The sequence below is a fragment of the Malikia granosa genome (assembly GCF_002980595.1).
Lineage (GTDB): Bacteria > Pseudomonadota > Gammaproteobacteria > Burkholderiales > Burkholderiaceae_C > Malikia > Malikia granosa.
Genome location: NZ_PVLQ01000040.1, coordinates 1 through 19,089 on the forward strand (window position 1 = coordinate 1; position 19,089 = coordinate 19,089).

A 19,089-nucleotide genomic window follows, 5' to 3' on the forward strand; every position below is an offset into this window, starting at 1 on the left:
ATTGATTAATACAACAAAGCCTCAATGAGTTCTACCGTCTTGGCAAGACCATGGCCGAGACCTATGTCCAAGATGGCATGGAAGCCGGGAATGTGTTGATGAAGGGCAGCGCCACTACGCCAGGCTTCGACAAGGCCAGCGAGGTCCTGGAAGCACAACTCGCCAGCTTTCGCAAAGAGCAGATTGACAATGCCAAACAGGCGTCATCGAGCGCCTTCAGTTCCGCCAACTCCATCCAGCACACCATGCTCGCCGGGGGCCTGCTGGCTTGCCTGCTGGCTGCGGCCATAAGCGCCTTGATTGTCCGGGAATTGATGGTCAAGCTCGGGGGCGAGCCCGAGCTTGCGGCTCAATTGGCACAGCGTGTGGGAGCGGGCGACCTGAGTTTCCAGATTCCGCTGCGAAACGGCGATACGTCAAGCCTGCTGGCACAGCTTCGGGCGATGCAGTCCAGCCTGGTCAAGGTGGTGAGCACGGTGCGAGAGGAGGCCCAGGGCGTTGCCACCGCGAGCTCCGAAATCTCGCAAGGCAACCACGACCTGTCGGCAAGAACCGAAAGTCAGGCCAGTGCGCTGGAGGAAACGGCCGCCTCGATGGAAGAGTTGAGCTCGAACGTGGCACAGAACGCCAAGATTGCGCGCCAGGCCAATCTGCTGTCCCACAGTGCGGTCGAAATCGCCAAGACTGGCGGTGCCGTGGTGGCCGAGGTCGTCGAGACCATGCAGCACATCAATGATTCATCGAGCAAGATCTTTGAAATCATCAGCGTGATCGATGGCATCGCCTTCCAGACCAATATCCTGGCGCTCAATGCCGCGGTTGAAGCCGCACGCGCAGGCGAGCAGGGACGGGGATTCGCCGTGGTGGCAAGCGAGGTCAGGTCATTGGCAGGGCGTTCGGCCGAAGCCGCCCGGGAAGTCAAGACCCTGATCAACACCAGCGTGGAGCGGGTGGAACAAGGGAACCTGCTGGTTGCCAAAGCAGGCTCGACGATGGCCGAAGTCATCAGCAGCATTCGCAATGCGACGGACATCATGGACGAGATCACGTCCAACAGCAACGAGCAAAGCGACTCGGTCTCCCAGGTGAGCGAAGCCGTCAATCAGATGGACCAGGTCACCCAGCAGAACGCGGCCCTGGTGGAGCAGATGGCAGCGGCGGCCAGCAGCCTGCGGAGCCAGTCCGACGCGCTGGTGCACACGGTATCGGTCTTCAAGCTCTGACGCCCAGCGTCGAATTGACCGGCCCCGTATGCAGGGGGTCGTGAGTTCGAGCGGCGGCACGCCCAGGTTCAGAACTCGGCCTCGAGCTCGTCGATCGCCTCGGGCTCGGCCAGCGCGGCCGCTATCCACTGCTGCAGCGCCGGCAGCGCCAGCAGGGTCTGGCAATAGGCCGCGCAGTCCGGGTCGAGCGCAACGTCATAGGTGATGAAGCGCGTCACCACCGGGGCGAACATCGCGTCGGCCATGCCCGGCCGGGCACCGAACAGGTAGGGACCGCCATAGCGGGACAGGCATTCGCGCCAGATCGTGCTGATGCGGTCGATGTCGACCTGGGCACGCGACCAGACCTTGAAGCCCGGACTGCGCGCCTTGATGTTCATCGGCAGCGAGGAACGCAGGGCAGCAAAGCCCGAATGCATCTCGCCGCAGATCGAGCGGCAATGCGCGCGCGCCACCGGGTCGGCGGGCAGCAGCCCGGCGTCCGGCCTGATCTCGTGCAGGTATTCGGCGATCGCCAGCGTGTCCCAGATCTCGATGCCATTGTGGTGCAGCGCCGGCACGCGGATCGAGGAAGACAGCAGCAGCATCTCGGCCCGCATGGCCGGGTCGTCGGGCGAGATCACCTCCTCGCTGAAGTCGAGTTCGGCCAGCTTGGCCATGAGCCAGCCGCGCAGGGCCCAGGCGCCGTAGTTCTTGCTGCTGATGGTCAGAACGGCTTTCGTCATGTGATGGCTCTCCTCTGGTGGTAAGCGCCTGATGCAAGGGTCATGCCTGCGCGCGGGCCGTGCAGCAGGCGCTGCTGCACTGGGACGGTGCATCGCACCCCCACGGGGCTGGCCCGCAACTTGCACTGTGGCTTGACAACGCTTTGAGGGACACCATGCTTTACCAGGCCTACCAGATCCAGACCGACGCCATGTCCCCGCTGCACCGCCTGGCCGAGCAACTGGGCCGCAGCGCCTGGCTGCAGCAAACCGAGCGCTCGCTGCTGCGCCAGCTGGCAGCGGCCTGCGAGACGCTCTCTAGCCTGCGCCTGACCCACAGCCGCCCGGCCTTCGGCATCGACAGCGTGACGATCGAGGGCCAGCGCGTCGGCATCGAGGAGCAGGTGCGGCTCGAGCTGCCGTTCGGCAGCCTGCTGCACTTTCGCAAGACCGGCGCCGCCGGGCTGCCCGCACAGCCCCCGGTGCTGCTGGTCGCGCCGCTGTCGGGCCATTTCGCCACGCTGCTGCGCGAAACGCTGCGCACCCTGCTGCAGGACCACGAGGTCTACATCACCGACTGGCGCAACGCGCGCGACATCGGACTGCAGCATGGCGCCTTCGGCCTGGAAGACTACATCGACTACCTGATGCGCTTCATCGAGACCATCGGGCCCGGCTGCCATGTGGTGGCGGTCTGCCAGCCCTGCGTCGCCGCCCTGGCCGCGACCGCCCTGATGGCGGAGGACAACCACCTGGCCCAGCCGCGCAGCCTGACCCTGATGGCCGGACCGGTGGACTGCCGGATCAACCCGACCGAAGTCAACCGGCTGGCCACCAGCAAGCCGATCGAATGGTTCGAGCAGCACCTGATCAGCCGCGTGCCCTGGCCGCATCCGGGCTTCATGCGCCGGGTCTACCCGGGCTTCGTGCAGCTGTCGGCCTTCATGAGCATGAACCTGGAGCGCCACAAGCAGTCCTTCAAGCAGCTCTACCAGCACCTGCTCGAAGGGCGCACCGAAGAGGCGCGCGCCATCCAGAGCTTCTACGAGGAATACCTGGCCGTCAACGACCTGCCGGCCGAGTTCTACCTCGAGACCATCGCGCAGGTATTCCAGAGCTATGACCTGCCGCTCGGGCAGTTGCGCTGGCGGGGCCGCCGCGTCAATCCGGCCGCCATCCGCCGCACGGCGCTGATGACGGTCGAGGGCGAGCGCGACGACATCTGCGCGGTCGGGCAGACCATGGCGGCGCAGGAGCTGTGCCCGAACATCCGGCCCTACCGCAAGCAGCATTACGTCCAGACCGGCGTCGGTCACTACGGCGTCTTCAGCGGCAGCAAGTGGAACCAGCAGATCTACCCCCGGGTGCGGGACATGATTCACGCCCACTCGGCTTGAGACAGAAAAGCCGCCCGGCCGCGACCTGTTGCACACCGTTACAGCAAAAAAACAAATATACGGTATAAACCGTTTTTTCAAGAAAGGGGAGCACCATGAGCATCCTGTCCCAACTGTCACTGCAGCTGCATCGCTGGTATGAAGCCATCTCCTGCCGCCTGTATGTCGAGGTCGCCACCGGATCGCACCAGGATGGCAGGCACCACCTCGGTGACACAACGGCGTCCTCGGTCGGCTACCGCAGTTGGCCTGAAGCGGCACAACACCGCTGAGCAGCGGGGATTCAGGGCACACTGATGCCATGAACCCCGTACGCAGATCCTATCCGCTGCTGCTGGCACTGCTGCTCGCCGGCCAGCAGGCTGGCGCGACCGGGCCGGCCGCGGAGCCGGCCGAGTCCCGCTTTTCTGGTGCCGCGCTCTGCGTCGCCGTGCTCGAGCGCGAAGTCAAGTCCGGCCTGCATCCCGACCCCACGCCCCAGGAGCGGGAGCAGTGGCAGCGCCGCCTCGAGAGCGCCTTCGCCCATATCGGCAATGCCTATCTGAGCGGCCTGTCGGGCAGCGAGGGCAAGGCCTTGCTGCGCTCGACCGAGACGAGCGTCTCGCACTGGCCGGAAAAACGGCTCAAGCCCCAGGCCCAGTCCTGCCATGAGCAGGGCCAGGCCCTGCTCGGCCAGGCGCTCGGGCTGCAGAAGATGATCGTGCGCAGCTCGGCCGAACGCCTGCTCAACAAGGAGCTCGCCAAGCTGTCCCGCACGCCAGCCCCCTAGCCTGGCGGCCGACGGCACCGGATCTCAGGCTATAATTGGTGGCTTCGGCGTGTAGCGCAGCCTGGTAGCGCACTTGCATGGGGTGCAAGGGGTCGCGAGTTCGAATCCCGCCACGCCGACCAAAAAAATCAACGGGTTACAGATCGCAAGTCTGTAACCCGTTTTTCTTTGTTCAGATCGTCACCATGGCCCTGAAGTGGTCGGCAAATATTCGCAGCGGCTCGGCGCTGCGCTCCAGCTTGGCGCGCAGCACGGCGCCCTCCCAGCCGATCCAGAAGAACGCCGCCAGGCCGGCACAGCCGCTGCTCTTAGGAATTTCACCGGCCGCCTTGGCGGCCTCCAGGCAGAGCTCGGTGCGAGCCTGCCAGTCGGTCAGCACGTCCGTCAGCTGCGTGCGATAGGCTTGTGGCAGCACATTCATCTCCTGGCCCAAGTTGCCCACGAGGCAACCACGGCGGAAGTCGAAACGCGCCATGCCCTGTTCTGCATCCCGGCAAAAAGCATCGATGCGTTGCAGCGGAGTCAGGCTGTCGTCGAGCAAGAACCGATCGAGCTTGCGGATGAAGTAGCGGGCGTACAGCGCAATCAGTTCCGCGCCAAAGGCTTCCTTGCTGGCAAAGAAATGATAGAAAGATCCTTTCGGCACCCCGACCGATTTCAGCACTTCGTCGATACCTGTTGCCGAGAAGCCCTTCTCGGTCAGCGCGACCACTCCGGCGCGCAGCAGGACATCGCGGGTTTCGTGCTCGTCGGCGTCGCGCTTCTGTGGACGACCTCGCCTGCGGGAAGGGTTGGCGGTAAGTGACATGAATAGATTATTGGACCGTTCGTCTACCCTGATCAACAAGCGAGGCTCGCGACTCGAGAAGATGCTCTCTGGCATTTTACTAGACGACCAGTCTACAATTTGACTAGGCGATTGGTCTACAAATTGAAAGAGCCTCGATGTTCAAAGGAATCTTGATCGAAAAGGATCACAGCGGCTACCGTGCCACGGTACAGGAGCTCGCTGACGAGCAGTTGCCCGAAGGCGATGTCACGGTGCGCGTCAGCCACTCGACGCTGAATTACAAGGATGCCCTGGCGATCACCGGGCGCGGCCCCGTGGTCCGCAAGTTCCCGCTGGTGCCCGGCATCGACCTGGTGGGCACGGTCGAGGAATCCAGCCACCCAGGCTACAAAGTGGGCGACAAGGTGGTGCTCAACGGCTGGGGCGTTGGCGAAAGCCACTGGGGCGGCCTGGCGCAAAAGGCACGGCTCAAAGGCGAATGGCTGGTGCCCTTGCCAGAGGCCTTCTCGCCGCAGCAGGCCATGGCCATAGGCACCGCCGGATACACAGCGATGCTGTGCGTGATGGCGCTTGAGCACCACGGTGTGACACCCGACAAAGGCGAAATCCTGGTCACGGGAGCGGCAGGCGGCGTGGGCAGCGTGGCGATAGCCGTCCTGTCCAAACTGGGATACACGGTGGTGGGCGTCACGGGTCGTCCCGAAGAGCGCGAGTTCCTCATGGGACTGGGGGCAAGCGACGTACTCGAGCGGTCAGCGTTTTCAGCAGCGGGCAAACCCTTGGGACGTGAGCGTTGGGCGGGTGCGGTCGATGTGGTGGGCAGCCACACGCTGGCCAATGTCTGTGCCACTACGCGCTACGGTGGCGTGGTCACCGCTTGCGGTCTGGCCGGCGGCATGGACTTCCCGGGCAGCGTGGCCCCCTTCATCCTGCGCGGTGTCACACTGGCCGGCATTGATAGCGTGATGGCACCACGTGAGCTGCGCTTGCAGGCCTGGCAGCGCCTGACGACAGATCTCGACCTGGACAAGCTCAGTCACATAGCCCAAGCAATCGGCTTGAACGATGTGGTTGACATGGCCAGCCAGCTGCTCGACGGCCAGGTGCGCGGACGCGTGATCGTGGACGTCAACGCCTGATCTGGACCCGTCAATGTCCTGGCCTGCCCCGCGAATGCACCGCATTTCACCGCGGGACCAGCGCTGGCGCCTTCCTGAAGGCTTGGGTCAGGAAGACGGCGCGTTCATGCGGAAGGCACTTCAATGATGCCCTGCAAGCTCGAACCCGCCACGCCGACCACGAAAACGACGGCCTGCAGTTCTCGAGGTTGCAGGCCGTTTGCTTTTTCCACGCCTGTCGCCGCCCCACCCTGCATCTGCCGGCCGGGGATGGGCCAAAGACAGGCATTCGGCTAAGCTTGGCAGAGACCATAGCGGGAGGCGAAAATGAAAACCATCTGTAGCGTCGCAGCGGCAATCGCGATCACCAGCACGGCGCTGGCGCAACCACTCCAGTCTGCGAGCGCGGGCCCGTCGCAGCGCGGGGCTGTCGCCCTGACCCTGTACCAGGAGGACCTGGCCCTGGTGCGGGAGCAGCGCCAGGTGCAATTGCCCGGCGGCCTGGTGCGGCTGGACCTGGGAGAGGTCCCGGCCCAGCTGCGGCCCGAGACCACCCAGCTGCACTGGAGCGGCGGCGGCCCGGTGAACTTGCTCGAGCAGAACCTCGATGCCAAGCGACTGACGCCGCAGCAGCTGCTCGAGTCCTACCTCGGGCGCGAGGTCACGCTGCTGCGCGAGCACCCGGTCACGGGCGTGCTTCAGCGCGAGACCGCCACCGTGCTGGCGACCGGCAATGGAAATGGCGGCGGCCTGGTGCTGCGCTTCGCGGACCGGATCGAGGCCGTGACCGCCGGACCGGGCTGGCCCGGCTGGCGAGTGGCCTTCGACCAGCTGCCCGCCGACCTGCACCCGCGCCCGACCCTGTCGCTGCTGCTCGAGTCCAGCGCCGGCCCGCGCTCGCTCGAGCTGTCCTACCTGAGCGGCGGCCTGTCCTGGAAGGCCGACTATGTCGCCCGGCTGTCGGCCGATGGCCGGCAGATGGACCTGTCGGGCTGGGTCACGCTGAGCAACCGCAGCGGCACCGACTACCGCGATGCCCGGCTGCAGCTGGTCGCCGGCGCCTTGAACCGGGTGCAGGACAGCGTCCCGCTGCTGGCGCGCAAGGCCTCGGTTGCGGCGCTGCGCGCCAGTCCGGCGCCGGTCGAGGAGTCGCTGCTCGACTACCACCTCTACCGCTTCGAGCGGCCGATCTCGATCGCCGACCAGCAGACCAAGCAGCTGTCGCTGCTGGCGGCCACGGCGGTGCCGGTGCGGCGCGAATACCTGCTCGATACCGGCATGCTGGAGTTCGGGCGCCAGGAGCCTGGGGTACAGCAGTTCAAGGCCTCGGTCTGGCTCGAATTCGACAACCGGGGCGGTGCGCTGGGCCAGCCCCTGCCGGCCGGTGTCGTGCGCTTCTACGCGCCCGACCGCCAGGGCGAAGCGCAATTCGTCGGCGAGGACCGGATCGAGCACCGCGCGCGCGACGAGACCGTCAGGCTCAGGCTCGGGTCGGCCTTCGACCTGTCGGCCGAGCGCCGGCAGACGAGCTTTCGCCAGCTCGGCGAACGCAGCAGCGAAAGCGGCTGGCGCATGACGCTGCGCAACGCGCGCGACGAGGTGGTCACGATCCGGGTCCAGCAGGCGCTGGCAGGCGACTGGGAGATCGTGCAGGAAAGCCTGCGCAGCAGCAAGCCGTCGGCGCAGCAGGCCTCGTGGCAGGTCGAGCTGCCGGCCCGGGGTTCGGCACAGCTCGACTACACCGTGCGCACGCGCTGGTGAAACCGGCCGCGAAGCGGCCGCCTGCAGACCGATAATTCTCGTTTGATCCCGATCCGACCATGGAACAAGACCCTGCCCTGCCGCACTGGCGGCCGACCCGTTTTGCCGGCGAGCCCCAGCTGCGCTTCGAGACCGACAGCGTCGAGCTGCGGGCCTGGCTGGACTGCCAGCCTGGATCGATCAATCGCAACGACACCGGCAGCCGCGGCATGGCCCTGCAGCTATGGGCCGACGAGTCGCTGCTGCTGGCCGAGTGGCCGCTGGGAGCGCTGCTGCCGGACTCCAGGCGGCTGGCCAGCGTCGGGGGCCGGGTCGCGCTGGCACAGCCAGCCGGCCAGGCCGGACGCCGGCTCGCGCTCAGGCTGGTCTCGGGCCAGCAGGGTGCCTGGGACCGGCTGCACGACTGCAAGCGCCTGCTGCGGCCGTACCGCTTCCTGCAGCCCGGCCTGACAGGGGCGCTGCAGGTCAGCATTGACGCGGGCCGGCTCGAGCTCGCGATCGACGGCATAGTCAATCCACGCCCGGCGGGCGAGCTCAGCGGCACGCTGGCGCTCGAGCTCTGGGCGCTGCAGCTGCCCTATGACGGCGGCAGCTTCCAGGGCCAGCCGCTGGGCAGCGTGACGCTGGGTTGCCTGGGCGGCCAGCAGCAGTGGAGCGATCTGCGCCCGAGCTGGCACTGGCCCGCAGCCGCGCCGGCAGCGAAGCCGAAGGGCCAGCTCACGCTGATGCTGCGCGAATGGACCCCGGCCGCCTACGTGACGCGCGACTGGCGCGCGCTGGACTGGCCGCGCCAGCCTGGCAGCCAGTCGCTCTCGCTCAACCATGCGACGACCGCCAGGCTGCGCTCGCTGCCCGGCGTCAGCGACAAGCTGGCCAGACAGCTGGTGGCCTCGCGCCCCTACCACTCGCTCGAGCAGCTGCGGCGGGTGCGCGGCATGGACGAGCGGCTCTACGCCAGGCTGCGCGACCGGCTGGTGCTCTGAAGTCCGTCCATGTTCTGACGGCGGCTGATTAGCGATCCGCCCCGAGCCTGCTCAGCCGCCGCTGCGCTTGACCTTGAAACCCTCGGCCTGCAGGAAGGCGACGATCTTGTCGGCATGATCGCCCTGGACCTCGATCTGGCCGTCCTTGACCGTGCCGCCGCTGCCGCAGGCGGCCTTGAGGCGCTTGGCCAGCGCCGTCAGCGCCTCGGCATCGAGTGCCAGCCCGCGCACGACCGTGACCGCCTTGCCGCCGCGGCCCTTGGTTTCGCGCTGCACGCGCGCGATGCCATCGCCAGCGGGGACGGCCTTGAGTTGGGCACATTGGCATTGGGCCACCGGCTGGCGACAGCCGGGGCACATGCGGCCGCTGTCGGTCGAATAGACCAGGCCGCCGAGTTCACGCAAAGATTTCATGTCCGGTTCGGTTCGGATGTTGATGCAGGGGCCCTATTGTGCGGCCTGCCTGAAGGCTACCCAACACCTCCGCTGGCACCCTCCCAGCCCCATCCATGCCGAAGCCGTCTGCCGCCGACTGGGTCTTCCGGGGTTTGCGCGACAGCGCCAATGCGCGCAACCTCGCCGGCCTGAACTTCGACCAGGCCGCGAGTGCATCCGGCATCCGGCATCCGGCATCCGCTATGCGCATGCAGGGCCGTGCACTGGTGCAGCGGCCGCAGGACCTGATCGCCCAGCTGACCCAGGCCTGGCTCCGGCTGGCGCGCTAGGACAGCGCTGTCACCGGCTGATCGGTCCTGCGAGTGGGCATGGGCAGCGCCTGTGGCTCGACCATGCGCTGGGCAGGACGGATCAGATCGGCCACGGTGGCGTCATCGAGCACGGCCAGGTAGGCCGACATGGCCTCGGCGAGGACATTCTTGAGCTGGCAGCTGCCCACGATGCGACAGCTGTTGCTGCCCGCATCGAAACATTCGACCAGGTTGAAATCGGTTTCGGTCAGGCGCACCACCTCGCCGACCCGGATCTGGTCGGCGGGCTTGAGCAGGCGCAGGCCACCGCCACGGCCGCGCGTGGTCTCGAGCCAGCCCGCCCCCGCGAGCGTCATGGCGATCTTGGTCAGGTGGCTGCGCGAAATGCCATGCACCTCGGAGATTTCGCCCACGGTGGGCGGTCGTGCCCGCTCCTGATGGATGGCGCAATACATCAGCATGCGCAAGCTGTAATCGGTCCACTGTGTCAAACGCATGGCGGCTGCTAGCTATGAAGAAGCGGGAAGGCCAAGCCGAACCGGCAAGCTATACCCAAGGAACTGCTACGGAAAATGGATTCTAGCTTGATAAGGTTCATTGCGTATGATTATTATCATTCCACCTCTAAAAGCCCGATTGCCGTGACCCTGATCGACCAAGCCCCCTGGCTCTATCCGACCCTGCTGTGGGCCCACCGGCTGCTGGTGGGCCTGAGCCTGTGCCTGTTCGCGCTGCGCGGCCTGGGCGCGCTGTGGCAACAGGACTGGATCATGCGGCGCGGCGTGCGCAGCGCCAGCGTGGCGATCGACAGCCTGCTGCTGACGGCTGGGGTCAGCCTGTGGGTGCTGCTGCGGCACAACCCCTTATACGAAAGCTGGCTCTCGACCAAGCTCGCGCTGCTGCTGCCCTACATGGTGCTGGGATCGTTCGCGCTCAAGCGCGCGCGCAGCCGGGGCGCTCGCCTTGTCTTCCTGCTGGCGGCGCTGCTGTGCGCGGCGGCCATGGTCACGATCGCGCGCACGCGCGATCCGCTGGGCTGGTGGCCCTGGTGAAAGGCGGTCAGGGCTGCGACGACAAGCGGCGCGGATCGAGTTCGCGGATGCGGCGGTCCTCGTAGTAGCCGCCGTATTCGGTGTAGCGCAGGAAGGGCTTGCCGCAGGCGCGGCAGGCCCAGACCTCGCAGCGGTTGGCCGGATGGTGCGCGAGCGAGATCGGCGCCAGCGGCGACCAGGCATCGACGCCAGGGCTTCGGACTTCCTCCAGCGTGGGCTCCTCGTCGCCCGGCAGCCAGAGCGCGCCGAGCGGCTGCAGCGCCTCGTCGGTCTCGGTGCCGGGAAAGGACTCCCAGCCCGGACTGGCGTAGGGACTGCAGGCGCTGCAGGTCGGCTGGCTGCCGTGCTCCTGCGCGATCCGCGTGACCTGTTCGGGACTCAGCGGCGACATGGCGGGCCTCAACGCGGATAGCCCGACTGGGAATAGCCAGGCTGGGGATAGCCGGCCGGCGGGCGCGGCACGATCGGCGTGATCTGCAGCTGCACATACTGGCCCGGGTCGCTCGGCATCTGCACGCTGTACTCCTTGCCGCCGAACTCGTAGACCACGTGGTAGCCGCTGACCCGGCTTTCGTAGACGGTCTGCGGGTAGCAGCGCCTGACCATCTGGGTCTCGGGCGGTGCCTCGCCCTCGATGCTGTTGCCCAGGATGGCGCCACCGAACAGCCCGAGCATGGTGGCGGCCGCCTTGCCGCTGCCCTCGCCGATCGCGTTGCCGAGCGCGCCGCCGGCAATCGTGCCCATCAGCGCGCCGGCACCGGACTTCTGGCCGCCGCGCGTGACGGCCTCGTCCTGGCAGACCTGGCGGCTGACCGGCACCTGCTGCATGACCGGGGTGCTGCTGATGACGCGCGCCATTTCCTGCTGCGCCTGGGCCGAAGCGGCGATCAGACCGACGGCGGCCAGCAGCGCCTTGACAAGCAGGGGAACTGATCGGAATCGTTGTTTCATGGGGGTGGTTGCGAGGTGCAGTGAAACGGCCGGCCCTTGGAGCCGCAAGGCCAGGCGGGCCAGGCTTGGAGCCTGTGACCGCGGTGAAAGTTCATTGCGAGCCGGACTCACTTCTTGCTGCCGATCTTGCCTTCCTGGCCGGCCAGCAGGCGGCTGATGTTGCCGCGGTGGCGCCACAGCAGCAGCAGGCTCATGACCGTGACGACCAGCGCGACCGCGGGACTGCCATACCAGGACCAGCTCTCGCCGCTGGCCAGCACATAGAAGCCGGGCGCGAACAGCGCCGCAACGACGGCCGCCAGCGAGGAATACTTCAGCACCAGCGCCACGAACAGCCAGCTGCCCAGGGTCGCCAGGCCGAGCAGCGGCTCGAAGCCCAGCAGCACGCCAGCGGCGGTCGCCACGCCCTTGCCGCCCTTGAAGCCGAAGAAGAGCGGGAACAGGTGGCCCAGGAAGGCCGCCATGCCGGCTGCCGCCAGCGCACCATCGCCCAGGCCCCAGGCCGAGCCCCAGTGCGCGACCAGCCAGACCGGCAGCCAGCCCTTGGCGCCGTCGAGCAACAGCGTCGCGATCGCCGCCTTCTTGCTGCCCGAGCGCAGCACATTGGTCGCGCCGGGGTTCTTGCTGCCGTAGCTGCGCGGGTCGCTCAGGCCCATGACGCGGCTGACGATCACCGCGAAGGAGAGCGAACCGATCAGATAGGCGGCCGCCACGACGGCCAGGGTAGTCAGGTCAAACATGCTTGGTCCAAAAAAGGCATTGCGGCGGGGTTCAGGCCGCGGGGTCGCGCTGTTGCCAGCGGATCTGGTCGATCGCCTGCAGCAGCTCAGGCGACAAGGTGGTGCCCCAGGCATCGAGGCATTCGTCGAGCTGGGCCAGGCTGGTCACGCCGATGATGGTGGAGGCGACCTGCCACTTGGTGTAGCAGAAGGCCAGCGCCAGCTGGGTCGGGGTCAGGCCATGCTCGCGCGCCAGCGCGTTGTAGCAGCGCGCGGCGGCCAGCGAGTCGGCCCGGCCCCAGCGCTGCTTGCGCATCGACTCGTAGCGGGCCATGCGGCCGACATCGGCCTGCTGCGGATCGAAGCCGATCTGATCGTACTTGCCCGTCAAGAGGCCGAAGCCCAGCGGCGAGTAGGCCAGCAGCGACACGCCCAGGCGGTGCATGGTCTCGTCGAGCCCGTTCTCGAGCGTGCGGTTGATCAGGCAGTAGGGGTTCTGCACCGTGGCCACGCGCGGCAGGCCGTGTTGCTCGGCCAGCCGGACGAACTCGTGCACGCCGTAGGGGGTCTCGTTCGAGAGGCCGATCGCGCGCACCTTGCCCGCGCGCACCAGCTCGGCCAAGGCCTCTAGCTGCTCGTGGATGCTGGCGCAGGGCTTTTCCTCGGCCGGGTCGTAGTAGATCTTGCCGAAGGCCGGCACCGAGCGCGCCGGCCAGTGGATCTGGTACAGGTCGATGCAGTCGGCCTGCAAGCGGCGCAGGCTGCCGTCGCAGGCGGCCAGGATCTCGGCCCGAGTCAGGCCGGACTGCTCGCCGCGGATCCAGGGCATGCCGCGCGAGGGCCCGGCGACCTTGGTCGCGAGCACGATCTTGTCGCGCGCGCCCGGATTGGCCGCCAGCCAGTTGCCGATGATGGTCTCGGTCGCGCCGCAGGTCTCGGCGCGCGCCGGCACCGCGTACATCTCGGCGGTGTCGATGAAGTTGATGCCGCGCTCGAGCGCGCGGTCCAGGATGGCGTGTGCATCGGCCTCGCCGACCTGCTCGCCGAAGGTCATGGTGCCCAGGCAGATCGGGGTGACGCGCAGTTCGCTCGCGCCCAGTGGTATCAGGTTCATGGTGTTGCTCTCTGGTCCGTTTGAGCCGGATTTTGTCACGGCGCCGGGCCTGGGCCGTCACGGCTTGCCGCAATAATCCAGGGATGTACCAGGCCATCCGAACCTCAAGCAGCCGCTTCCTGACCATTCGCGAGCAGCGCTACCATGTCCGACGCTGGGGCGAGTACCGCCCGGGCAGCGTCCCGCTGGTGCTGCTGCATGGCTGGATGGACGTCTCGGCCTCGTTCCAGTTCGTGGTCGATGCACTGTCGCAGCAGCGCTTCATCATCGCGCCCGACTGGCGCGGCTTCGGCCTGACGCGACCACTGGGTGCCGGCCAGGACCCGACCGACTACGGGCCGGTCGACCACTATGTCTCGCCGGCCGAGTACCTGGCCGACCTCGATTTCCTGCTCGACGCGCTCGATGCCGAGCTCGGCCGCGACAGCGGCGCAGCGATCGACCTGGTCGGCCACAGCATGGGCGGCAACACGGCCATGATCTATGCCGGGGTGCGGCCCGGGCGGGTGCGCCGGCTGGTCAACCTCGAGGGCTTCGGCCTGCCCGCGACGCGCCCGGCGCAGGCCGCGCGGCGCTACGCGAACTGGATCGACCAGCTCAAGGCGCTCGAGCGCGGCGAGCTCGCGCTGCAGCAGTACGACAGCCTGGAAGGCGTGGCGCAGCGCCTGATCAAGACCAACCCGCGGCTCGATGCAGCCAAGGCGCACTGGCTCGCGCAGCACTGGTCGGCTCGCAACGAAGCCGGCCGCTGGCAGATCCTGGGCGACGCGGCGCACAAGGTCGTCAGCGCCCTGCTCTACCGCGCCGACGAGGCGCAGGCGATCTGGCGCTGCATCCAGGCGCCGACGCTGATGGTCGAGGCCTCGGACGACAGCCTGGCGCGCTGGTTCAAGCAGGGCGAGTACACACTCGATGAATTCCACCAGCGGCTGACCGCCGTGCCCGACTGCCGCCGCGCGCGGGTCGAGGACGCCGGCCACATGCTGCACCATGACCAGCCGGCCGCCGTGGCACAGCTGATCGAAGAATTCCTGGACTGAGATGCAGCGCTCGAGCCTGAAAGCGGACCTGCTGATGGTCCTGACCGCCGCCATCTGGGGCAGCACCTTCGTCGCCCAGCAGCTCGGCATGGACGGCGTGGGCCCGTTCAGCTACACCGGGGCCCGCATGCTGCTGGGTGTCGCGCTGATCGCGCCGCTCTGGAGCTGGCGCGGCGGGCCCTTCGCCAGCCTGCCGGTACAGCCCAGCCAGGGCCTGTGGGGCGCGGGCCTGCTGCTCGGGCTGGTGCTGTTCTGCGCCATCAACCTGCAGCAGGTCGGCCTGCTCGGCACCTCGGTCAGCAATGCGGGCTTCATCACCGGGCTCTATGTCGTGCTGGTGCCGGTGCTGCTGCGCCTGGGCGGCACCCACATCACGCGCCAGGCCTGGATCGCGGTCGCGCTGGCCACCGCCGGCCTCTACTTCCTGAGCGTCAAGCCCGATGCGGGCATCGCCGCGGGCGACTGGCTGCAGCTCGGCGGCGCCCTGCTCTGGGCGGTGCATGTGCTGCTGGTCGGCCGGCTGACCCGGCGCCACGACCCGCTGCGGCTGTCGGTGCTGCAATACCTGGTCGCGGGCCTGCTCTCGCTGGCGGTGGCACTGGGGCAGGAGCGCATCACGCTGGACGGGCTGCAGCAGGCCGCTGGCGCCATTGCCTGGGGCGGGGTGCTCTCGATCGGCGTGGCCTACACGCTGCAGGCGATCGTGCAGCGCGATGCGCTGGCCTCGCACGCGGCCGTGATCTACAGCAGCGAGGGCCTGTTCTCGGCGCTCGGCGGCTGGCTGGTGCTGAACGAGCAGATCGGCCTGCGCGGCTGGAGCGGTGCCGCCCTGCTGCTGGCGGCCATGCTGCTGGCGCAATGGCGCTTCAAGCCCGCCAGCGCGGGCTGAATCGTACCTGGGCCGATCGCCCGCAAATCGCGCAAGCATGAGAAAATCGCTCGTTTTGACCGATTACAGAGAGATTCAAGATCATGGAAGCCGAACGCCTCAACGCCATCTCCGCCCGCCTCGCCGACCTGAGCTCGCGCGTGGTCGAGCTACGGGGGTATCTTTGACTACGATCACAAGGCCCTGAAGCTGACCGAAGTCAACAGCGCGCTGGAAGACCCGACCGTCTGGGACAACCCCAAGCGGGCCCAGGACCTGGGCAAGGAAAAGAAGTCGCTCGAAGACGTCGTGCTGGTGCTCGACCGCCTGAGCAGCGAGCTGGCCGACAACGCCGAGCTGTTCGAGATGTCGAAGGAGGAAGGTGACGACGCCGGCCTCGAGGCCATCGAGGGCGATGCCGAGGCCCTCGCCGCCGATGTCGAGAAGCTCGAGTTCCGCCGCATGTTCAACCAGGAAGCCGATCCGCTGAACTGCTTCCTCGACATCCAAGCCGGCGCTGGCGGCACCGAGGCCTGCGACTGGGCCAGCATGCTGCTGCGCCAGTACACCCGCTACGGCGAGCGCAAGGGCTTCAAGGTCACGGTCGAGGACATCACCGACGGCGACACCGCCGGCATCAAGAGCGCCACCATCAAGATCGAGGGCGAGTACGCCTACGGCCTGCTGCGCACCGAGACCGGCGTGCACCGCCTGGTGCGCAAGTCGCCCTTCGACAGCTCGGGCGGGCGCCACACCTCGTTCGCTTCGGTGTTCGTCTACCCCGAGATCGACGACTCGGTCGAGATCAACATCAACCCGGCCGAAGTGCGCATCGACACCTACCGCGCCTCGGGCGCTGGCGGCCAGCACATCAACAAGACCGACTCGGCGGTGCGCCTGACCCACATCCCGACCGGCATCGTGGTCCAGTCGCAGGACAGCCGCAGCCAGCACAGCAACCGCGACCTGGCCTGGGGCCGGCTGCGCTCCAAGCTGTACGACTACGAGATGCGCAAGCGCATGGAAGAGCAGCAAAAGCTCGAGGACACCAAGACCGACGTGGGCTGGGGCCACCAGATCCGCAGCTATGTGCTCGACAACAGCCGCATCAAGGACCTGCGCACCAACGTCGAGATCTCGGCCACCCAGAAGGTGCTCGACGGCGACCTGGACGCATTCATCGAAGCTTCTCTGAAACAAGGCGTTTGACCCATGACCTCACTGCGTGAAGGCAACACCCCGGTGGTGAAGCGCGAAGACTATGCCGCCCCGGCATTCCTGGTCGACAGCGTCGACCTGTGCTTCGACCTCGACCCGGCCAAGACCCGCGTCCTCAACAAGATGCGGCTGCGCCGCAACCCGGCCGTGGCGGCCCAGCCGCTGCGCCTGGACGGCGAGGACCTCAACCTGGCCCGCGTGCTGGTCAACGGCGAAGGCAGCAGCTTCAAGCTCGAGGGCAAGCAGCTCGTGCTCGAGAAGCTGCCCGAGGGCGAGGAGCCCTTCGAGCTCGAGATCTTCACCACCTGCGCCCCGGCCAAGAACAGCAAGCTGATGGGCCTGTATGTCAGCCAGGGCACCTTCTTCACGCAGTGCGAGGCCGAGGGCTTCCGCCGCATCACCTACTTCCTGGACCGTCCCGACGTGATGGCCAGCTACCAGGTGACGCTGCGCGCCGACAAGGCTGCCTACCCGGTGCTGCTGTCCAACGGCAACCTGGTCGAACAGGGCGATCTGGACGACGGCCGCCACTACGCGCGCTGGGTCGACCCGCACAAGAAGCCCTGCTACCTGTTCGCGCTGGTGGCCGGCCAGCTGGTGGCGCGCGAGCAGCGCATCAGGAGCCGCAGCGGCGGCGAACACCTGCTGCAGGTCTATGTGCGCCCGGGCGACCTGGACAAGACCGAGCACGCGATGAACTCGCTGATGGCCTCGATCGCCTGGGACGAGGCGCGCTTCGGCCTGCCACTGGATCTGGAGCGCTTCATGATCGTCGCCACCAGCGACTTCAACATGGGCGCGATGGAGAACAAGGGCCTCAACATCTTCAACACCAAGTACGTGCTGGCCAACCCCGCCACCGCGACCGATGCCGACTATGCCGGCATCGAATCGGTGGTCGGCCACGAATACTTCCACAACTGGACCGGCAACCGCGTGACCTGCCGCGACTGGTTCCAGCTCAGCCTGAAGGAAGGGCTGACGGTGTTCCGCGACCAGGAATTCAGCATGGACATGGCCGGCAGCGTGTCAGCGCGCGCGGTCAAGCGCATCGAAGACGTACGCGTGCTGCGCAGCGCCCAGTTCCCCGAGGACGCCGGCCCGATGGCGCATCCGGTACGCCCCGACCAGTACGCCGAGATCAACAACTTCTACACCGTCACGATCTACGAGAAGGGCTCGGAAGTCGTTCGCATGCAGCAGACCCTGGTCGGGCGCGAAGGCTTCGCGCGCGGCATGAAGCTGTACTTCGAGCGCCATGACGGCCAGGCCGTGACCTGCGACGACTTCGCGCAGGCGATCGCCGACGCCAACCCCGACAGCGAACTGGCGCGACTGCTGCCCCAGTTCAAGCGCTGGTACTCGCAGGCCGGCACGCCGCGCCTGCATGCCAGCGGCTACTTTGACGCCGAGGCGCGCCGCTACACCCTGACCCTGGGCCAGAGCTGCCCGGCCACCCCGGGCCAGCCGAGCAAGAAAGCCTTCGTGATCCCGGTCGCGCTGGGACTGCTCGATGCGCAGGGCCGCGAGATCGAGGGCAGCGCGCGCACCGTGGTGCTGAGCGAAACCAGCCAGACCGTGGTGTTCGAAGGCATCGACGCCGCGCCGGTGCCGTCCATCCTGCGCGGTTTCAGCGCGCCGGTGATCCTGGAGCATGACTCCAGCGACGCCGAACTGCTGACCCTGCTGGCGCACGACAGCGACCCCTTCAACCGCTGGGAAGCCGGCCAGCGGCTGGCGCTGCGCCGCGCGCTGGCCGCCGTGCAGTCGGCCGACGCCGTGCACCAGCCGCTCGACGCCGCCTACCTTGACGCGATGCGCGCCATCCTGCGCGCGCCCGAGCTCGACGCCGCCTTCAAGGAACTGGTGCTGACCCTGCCGGGCGAAGGCTATATCGCCGAGCAGCTCGATGAAGTCGATCCGCAGCGCATCCACGCGGTGCGCGAGGCCATGCGCGAGCAACTCGCCCACGCCCTGCAGGAAGACTGGATCCAGGCTTTCGAAGCCCACCAGGACAACGGCGCCTTCCGCCCCGATCCGGTCTCGAGCGGGCGCCGCGCCCTGGCCGGCCTGGCGCTGAACATGCTGTGCCTGGCCGCGCGCGAGAACGGCAACCCGGTCTGGCCCGGCAAGGCACTGCAGCGCTTCAAGGACGCCGGCAACATGACCGACCGCGTCAACGCGCTCTCCGCCCTGGTCGGCAGCGGCTCGGCACTGGCCCAGCCGGCGCTCGAGCGCTTCCATGCCCTGTTCAAGGGCGAGGAGCTGGTGCTCGACAAGTGGTTCGCGCTGCAGGCCGGCGCGCCCGACCGCGGCGGCAACATCCTGCCGCTGGTCAAGCAGCTGATGCAGCACCCCGACTTCCACCTGCGCAACCCGAACCGGGCCCGCAGCCTGATCTTCAGCTACTGCAACGCCAACCCGGGCGCCTTCCACCGCGTCGACGCCGCCGGCTACCGCTTCTGGAGCGAGCGCGTGCTCGAGATCGACGCCTTCAACCCGCAGGTCGCCGCCCGCCTGGCGCGCGCGCTGGACCGCTGGAAGAAGCTGGCCGAACCCTACCGCAGCGCCGCACGCGAGGCGATCGCCCGCGTCGCCGCCAAGGCCGACCTCAGCAACGATGTGCGCGAAGTCGTCACGCGCGCACTGGCCGACTGAACCCCCAACAGGAAACC

At 67.4% G+C, this 19,089-nt stretch carries 21 protein-coding genes and 1 tRNA gene; 14 read left to right on the forward strand and 8 right to left on the reverse strand.

Annotated features, from left to right (window positions below; genetic code table 11):
• The first annotated feature begins 50 nt into the window (after positions 1-50).
• Positions 51-1,223, forward strand: a complete 1,173-nt coding sequence (locus C6P64_RS11660; protein WP_105748742.1) for a methyl-accepting chemotaxis protein — start codon at positions 51-53, stop codon at positions 1,221-1,223.
• 68 nt (positions 1,224-1,291) lie between these two features.
• Here the strand turns inward: C6P64_RS11660 and C6P64_RS11665 are convergent, their stop codons facing one another.
• Complete coding sequence (locus C6P64_RS11665) at positions 1,292-1,948, reverse strand: glutathione S-transferase (protein WP_105748743.1); 657 nt, start codon at positions 1,946-1,948, stop codon at positions 1,292-1,294.
• A 155-nt stretch (positions 1,949-2,103) separates the two neighbouring features.
• Here C6P64_RS11665 and C6P64_RS11670 point away from each other — a divergent pair, with 155 nt between their 5' ends.
• The 4 genes from C6P64_RS11670 to C6P64_RS11680 all read left to right on the forward strand — a co-directional run bounded on the left by C6P64_RS11670 (position 2,104) and on the right by C6P64_RS11680 (position 4,215).
• Positions 2,104-3,324, forward strand: coding sequence for a polyhydroxyalkanoate depolymerase (locus C6P64_RS11670; protein WP_105748744.1), 1,221 nt, complete (start codon positions 2,104-2,106; stop codon positions 3,322-3,324).
• Between the two features lie 95 nt (positions 3,325-3,419).
• Positions 3,420-3,596 (forward strand): hypothetical protein, encoded by a 177-nt coding sequence (locus C6P64_RS18205; RefSeq protein WP_170073091.1) that lies wholly within the window; start codon positions 3,420-3,422, stop codon positions 3,594-3,596.
• A 29-nt stretch (positions 3,597-3,625) separates the two neighbouring features.
• A complete protein-coding gene (locus tag C6P64_RS11675) occupies positions 3,626-4,093 on the forward strand; it encodes a hypothetical protein (RefSeq protein WP_105748745.1) in 468 nt (155 codons plus the stop codon).
• A gap of 45 nt (positions 4,094-4,138) precedes the next feature.
• Positions 4,139-4,215: transfer RNA gene (locus C6P64_RS11680), tRNA-Pro, on the forward strand.
• Positions 4,216-4,265: 50 nt separating this feature from the next.
• On the opposite strand, the gene acuR is transcribed toward C6P64_RS11680, so the two are convergent.
• Complete coding sequence (gene acuR / locus C6P64_RS11685) at positions 4,266-4,901, reverse strand: acrylate utilization transcriptional regulator AcuR (protein ID WP_105748746.1); 636 nt, start codon at positions 4,899-4,901, stop codon at positions 4,266-4,268.
• A 137-nt stretch (positions 4,902-5,038) separates the two neighbouring features.
• Between acuR and acuI the strand changes: the two genes are divergently transcribed.
• The 3 genes from acuI (at position 5,039) to C6P64_RS11700 (ending at position 8,745) form a co-directional block, all read left to right on the forward strand.
• A complete protein-coding gene (acuI, locus tag C6P64_RS11690; RefSeq protein WP_105748747.1) occupies positions 5,039-6,022 on the forward strand; it encodes an acrylyl-CoA reductase (NADPH) in 984 nt (327 codons plus the stop codon).
• Between the two features lie 306 nt (positions 6,023-6,328).
• Positions 6,329-7,762 (forward strand): DUF4139 domain-containing protein, encoded by a 1,434-nt coding sequence (locus C6P64_RS11695; RefSeq protein WP_105748748.1) that lies wholly within the window; start codon positions 6,329-6,331, stop codon positions 7,760-7,762.
• Between the two features lie 59 nt (positions 7,763-7,821).
• Positions 7,822-8,745, forward strand: a complete 924-nt coding sequence (locus C6P64_RS11700; protein WP_105748749.1) for a ComEA family DNA-binding protein — start codon at positions 7,822-7,824, stop codon at positions 8,743-8,745.
• A 51-nt stretch (positions 8,746-8,796) separates the two neighbouring features.
• Here C6P64_RS11700 and C6P64_RS11705 read toward each other — a convergent pair whose 3' ends face one another.
• On the reverse strand, positions 8,797-9,159 hold the full coding sequence (locus C6P64_RS11705; protein WP_105748750.1) for a translation initiation factor Sui1: 363 nt from the start codon (positions 9,157-9,159) through the stop codon (positions 8,797-8,799).
• Between the two features lie 95 nt (positions 9,160-9,254).
• On the opposite strand from C6P64_RS11705, the gene C6P64_RS11710 reads away from it, so the two are divergent.
• On the forward strand, positions 9,255-9,470 hold the full coding sequence (locus tag C6P64_RS11710; protein WP_105748751.1) for a hypothetical protein: 216 nt from the start codon (positions 9,255-9,257) through the stop codon (positions 9,468-9,470).
• Here the strand turns inward: C6P64_RS11710 and C6P64_RS11715 are convergent.
• The gene (locus C6P64_RS11715; RefSeq protein ID WP_105748752.1) at positions 9,467-9,949 is read right to left on the reverse strand and encodes an Rrf2 family transcriptional regulator; all 483 of its coding nucleotides are present in this window, start codon (positions 9,947-9,949) and stop codon (positions 9,467-9,469) included. The two genes, C6P64_RS11710 and C6P64_RS11715, sit on opposite strands and share 4 nt — an antisense overlap.
• 144 nt (positions 9,950-10,093) lie before the next feature.
• Here C6P64_RS11715 and C6P64_RS11720 point away from each other — a divergent pair, with 144 nt between their 5' ends.
• A complete protein-coding gene (locus C6P64_RS11720; protein WP_170073092.1) occupies positions 10,094-10,504 on the forward strand; it encodes a SirB2 family protein in 411 nt (136 codons plus the stop codon).
• A gap of 7 nt (positions 10,505-10,511) precedes the next feature.
• Here C6P64_RS11720 and C6P64_RS11725 read toward each other — a convergent pair whose 3' ends face one another.
• The 4 genes from C6P64_RS11725 to C6P64_RS11740 all read right to left on the reverse strand — a co-directional run bounded on the left by C6P64_RS11725 (position 10,512) and on the right by C6P64_RS11740 (position 13,288).
• Positions 10,512-10,895 (reverse strand): hypothetical protein, encoded by a 384-nt coding sequence (locus C6P64_RS11725; protein ID WP_105748754.1) that lies wholly within the window; start codon positions 10,893-10,895, stop codon positions 10,512-10,514.
• Positions 10,896-10,903: 8 nt separating this feature from the next.
• A complete protein-coding gene (locus C6P64_RS11730; protein WP_105748755.1) occupies positions 10,904-11,455 on the reverse strand; it encodes a glycine zipper 2TM domain-containing protein in 552 nt (183 codons plus the stop codon).
• A 107-nt stretch (positions 11,456-11,562) separates the two neighbouring features.
• Positions 11,563-12,195, reverse strand: coding sequence for a glycerol-3-phosphate 1-O-acyltransferase PlsY (plsY, locus tag C6P64_RS11735; RefSeq protein ID WP_105748756.1), 633 nt, complete (start codon positions 12,193-12,195; stop codon positions 11,563-11,565).
• Positions 12,196-12,226: 31 nt separating this feature from the next.
• Positions 12,227-13,288 carry an aldo/keto reductase gene (locus C6P64_RS11740; protein WP_105748757.1) on the reverse strand — a complete coding sequence of 354 codons (1,062 nt, stop codon included), beginning with the start codon at positions 13,286-13,288 and terminating at the stop codon, positions 12,227-12,229.
• An 83-nt stretch (positions 13,289-13,371) separates the two neighbouring features.
• Here C6P64_RS11740 and C6P64_RS11745 point away from each other — a divergent pair, with 83 nt between their 5' ends.
• The 4 genes from C6P64_RS11745 to pepN all read left to right on the forward strand — a co-directional run bounded on the left by C6P64_RS11745 (position 13,372) and on the right by pepN (position 19,072).
• Positions 13,372-14,328: an alpha/beta fold hydrolase gene (locus tag C6P64_RS11745; protein ID WP_105748758.1), complete on the forward strand. Its 957-nt coding sequence runs from the start codon at positions 13,372-13,374 to the stop codon at positions 14,326-14,328.
• A 1-nt stretch (position 14,329) separates the two neighbouring features.
• The gene (locus C6P64_RS11750) at positions 14,330-15,217 is read left to right on the forward strand and encodes a DMT family transporter (RefSeq protein WP_105748759.1); all 888 of its coding nucleotides are present in this window, start codon (positions 14,330-14,332) and stop codon (positions 15,215-15,217) included.
• An 83-nt stretch (positions 15,218-15,300) separates the two neighbouring features.
• Positions 15,301-16,405 (forward strand): peptide chain release factor 2 gene (gene prfB / locus C6P64_RS11755; protein ID WP_105748760.1). Its coding sequence is split into 2 segments (ribosomal slippage): positions 15,301-15,381 and positions 15,383-16,405, totalling 1,104 coding nucleotides; the frame shifts between segments, so codons are not numbered across the junction.
• 3 nt (positions 16,406-16,408) lie between these two features.
• A complete protein-coding gene (gene pepN / locus C6P64_RS11760; protein WP_105748761.1) occupies positions 16,409-19,072 on the forward strand; it encodes an aminopeptidase N in 2,664 nt (887 codons plus the stop codon).
• Positions 19,073-19,089: the final 17 nt, after the last annotated feature.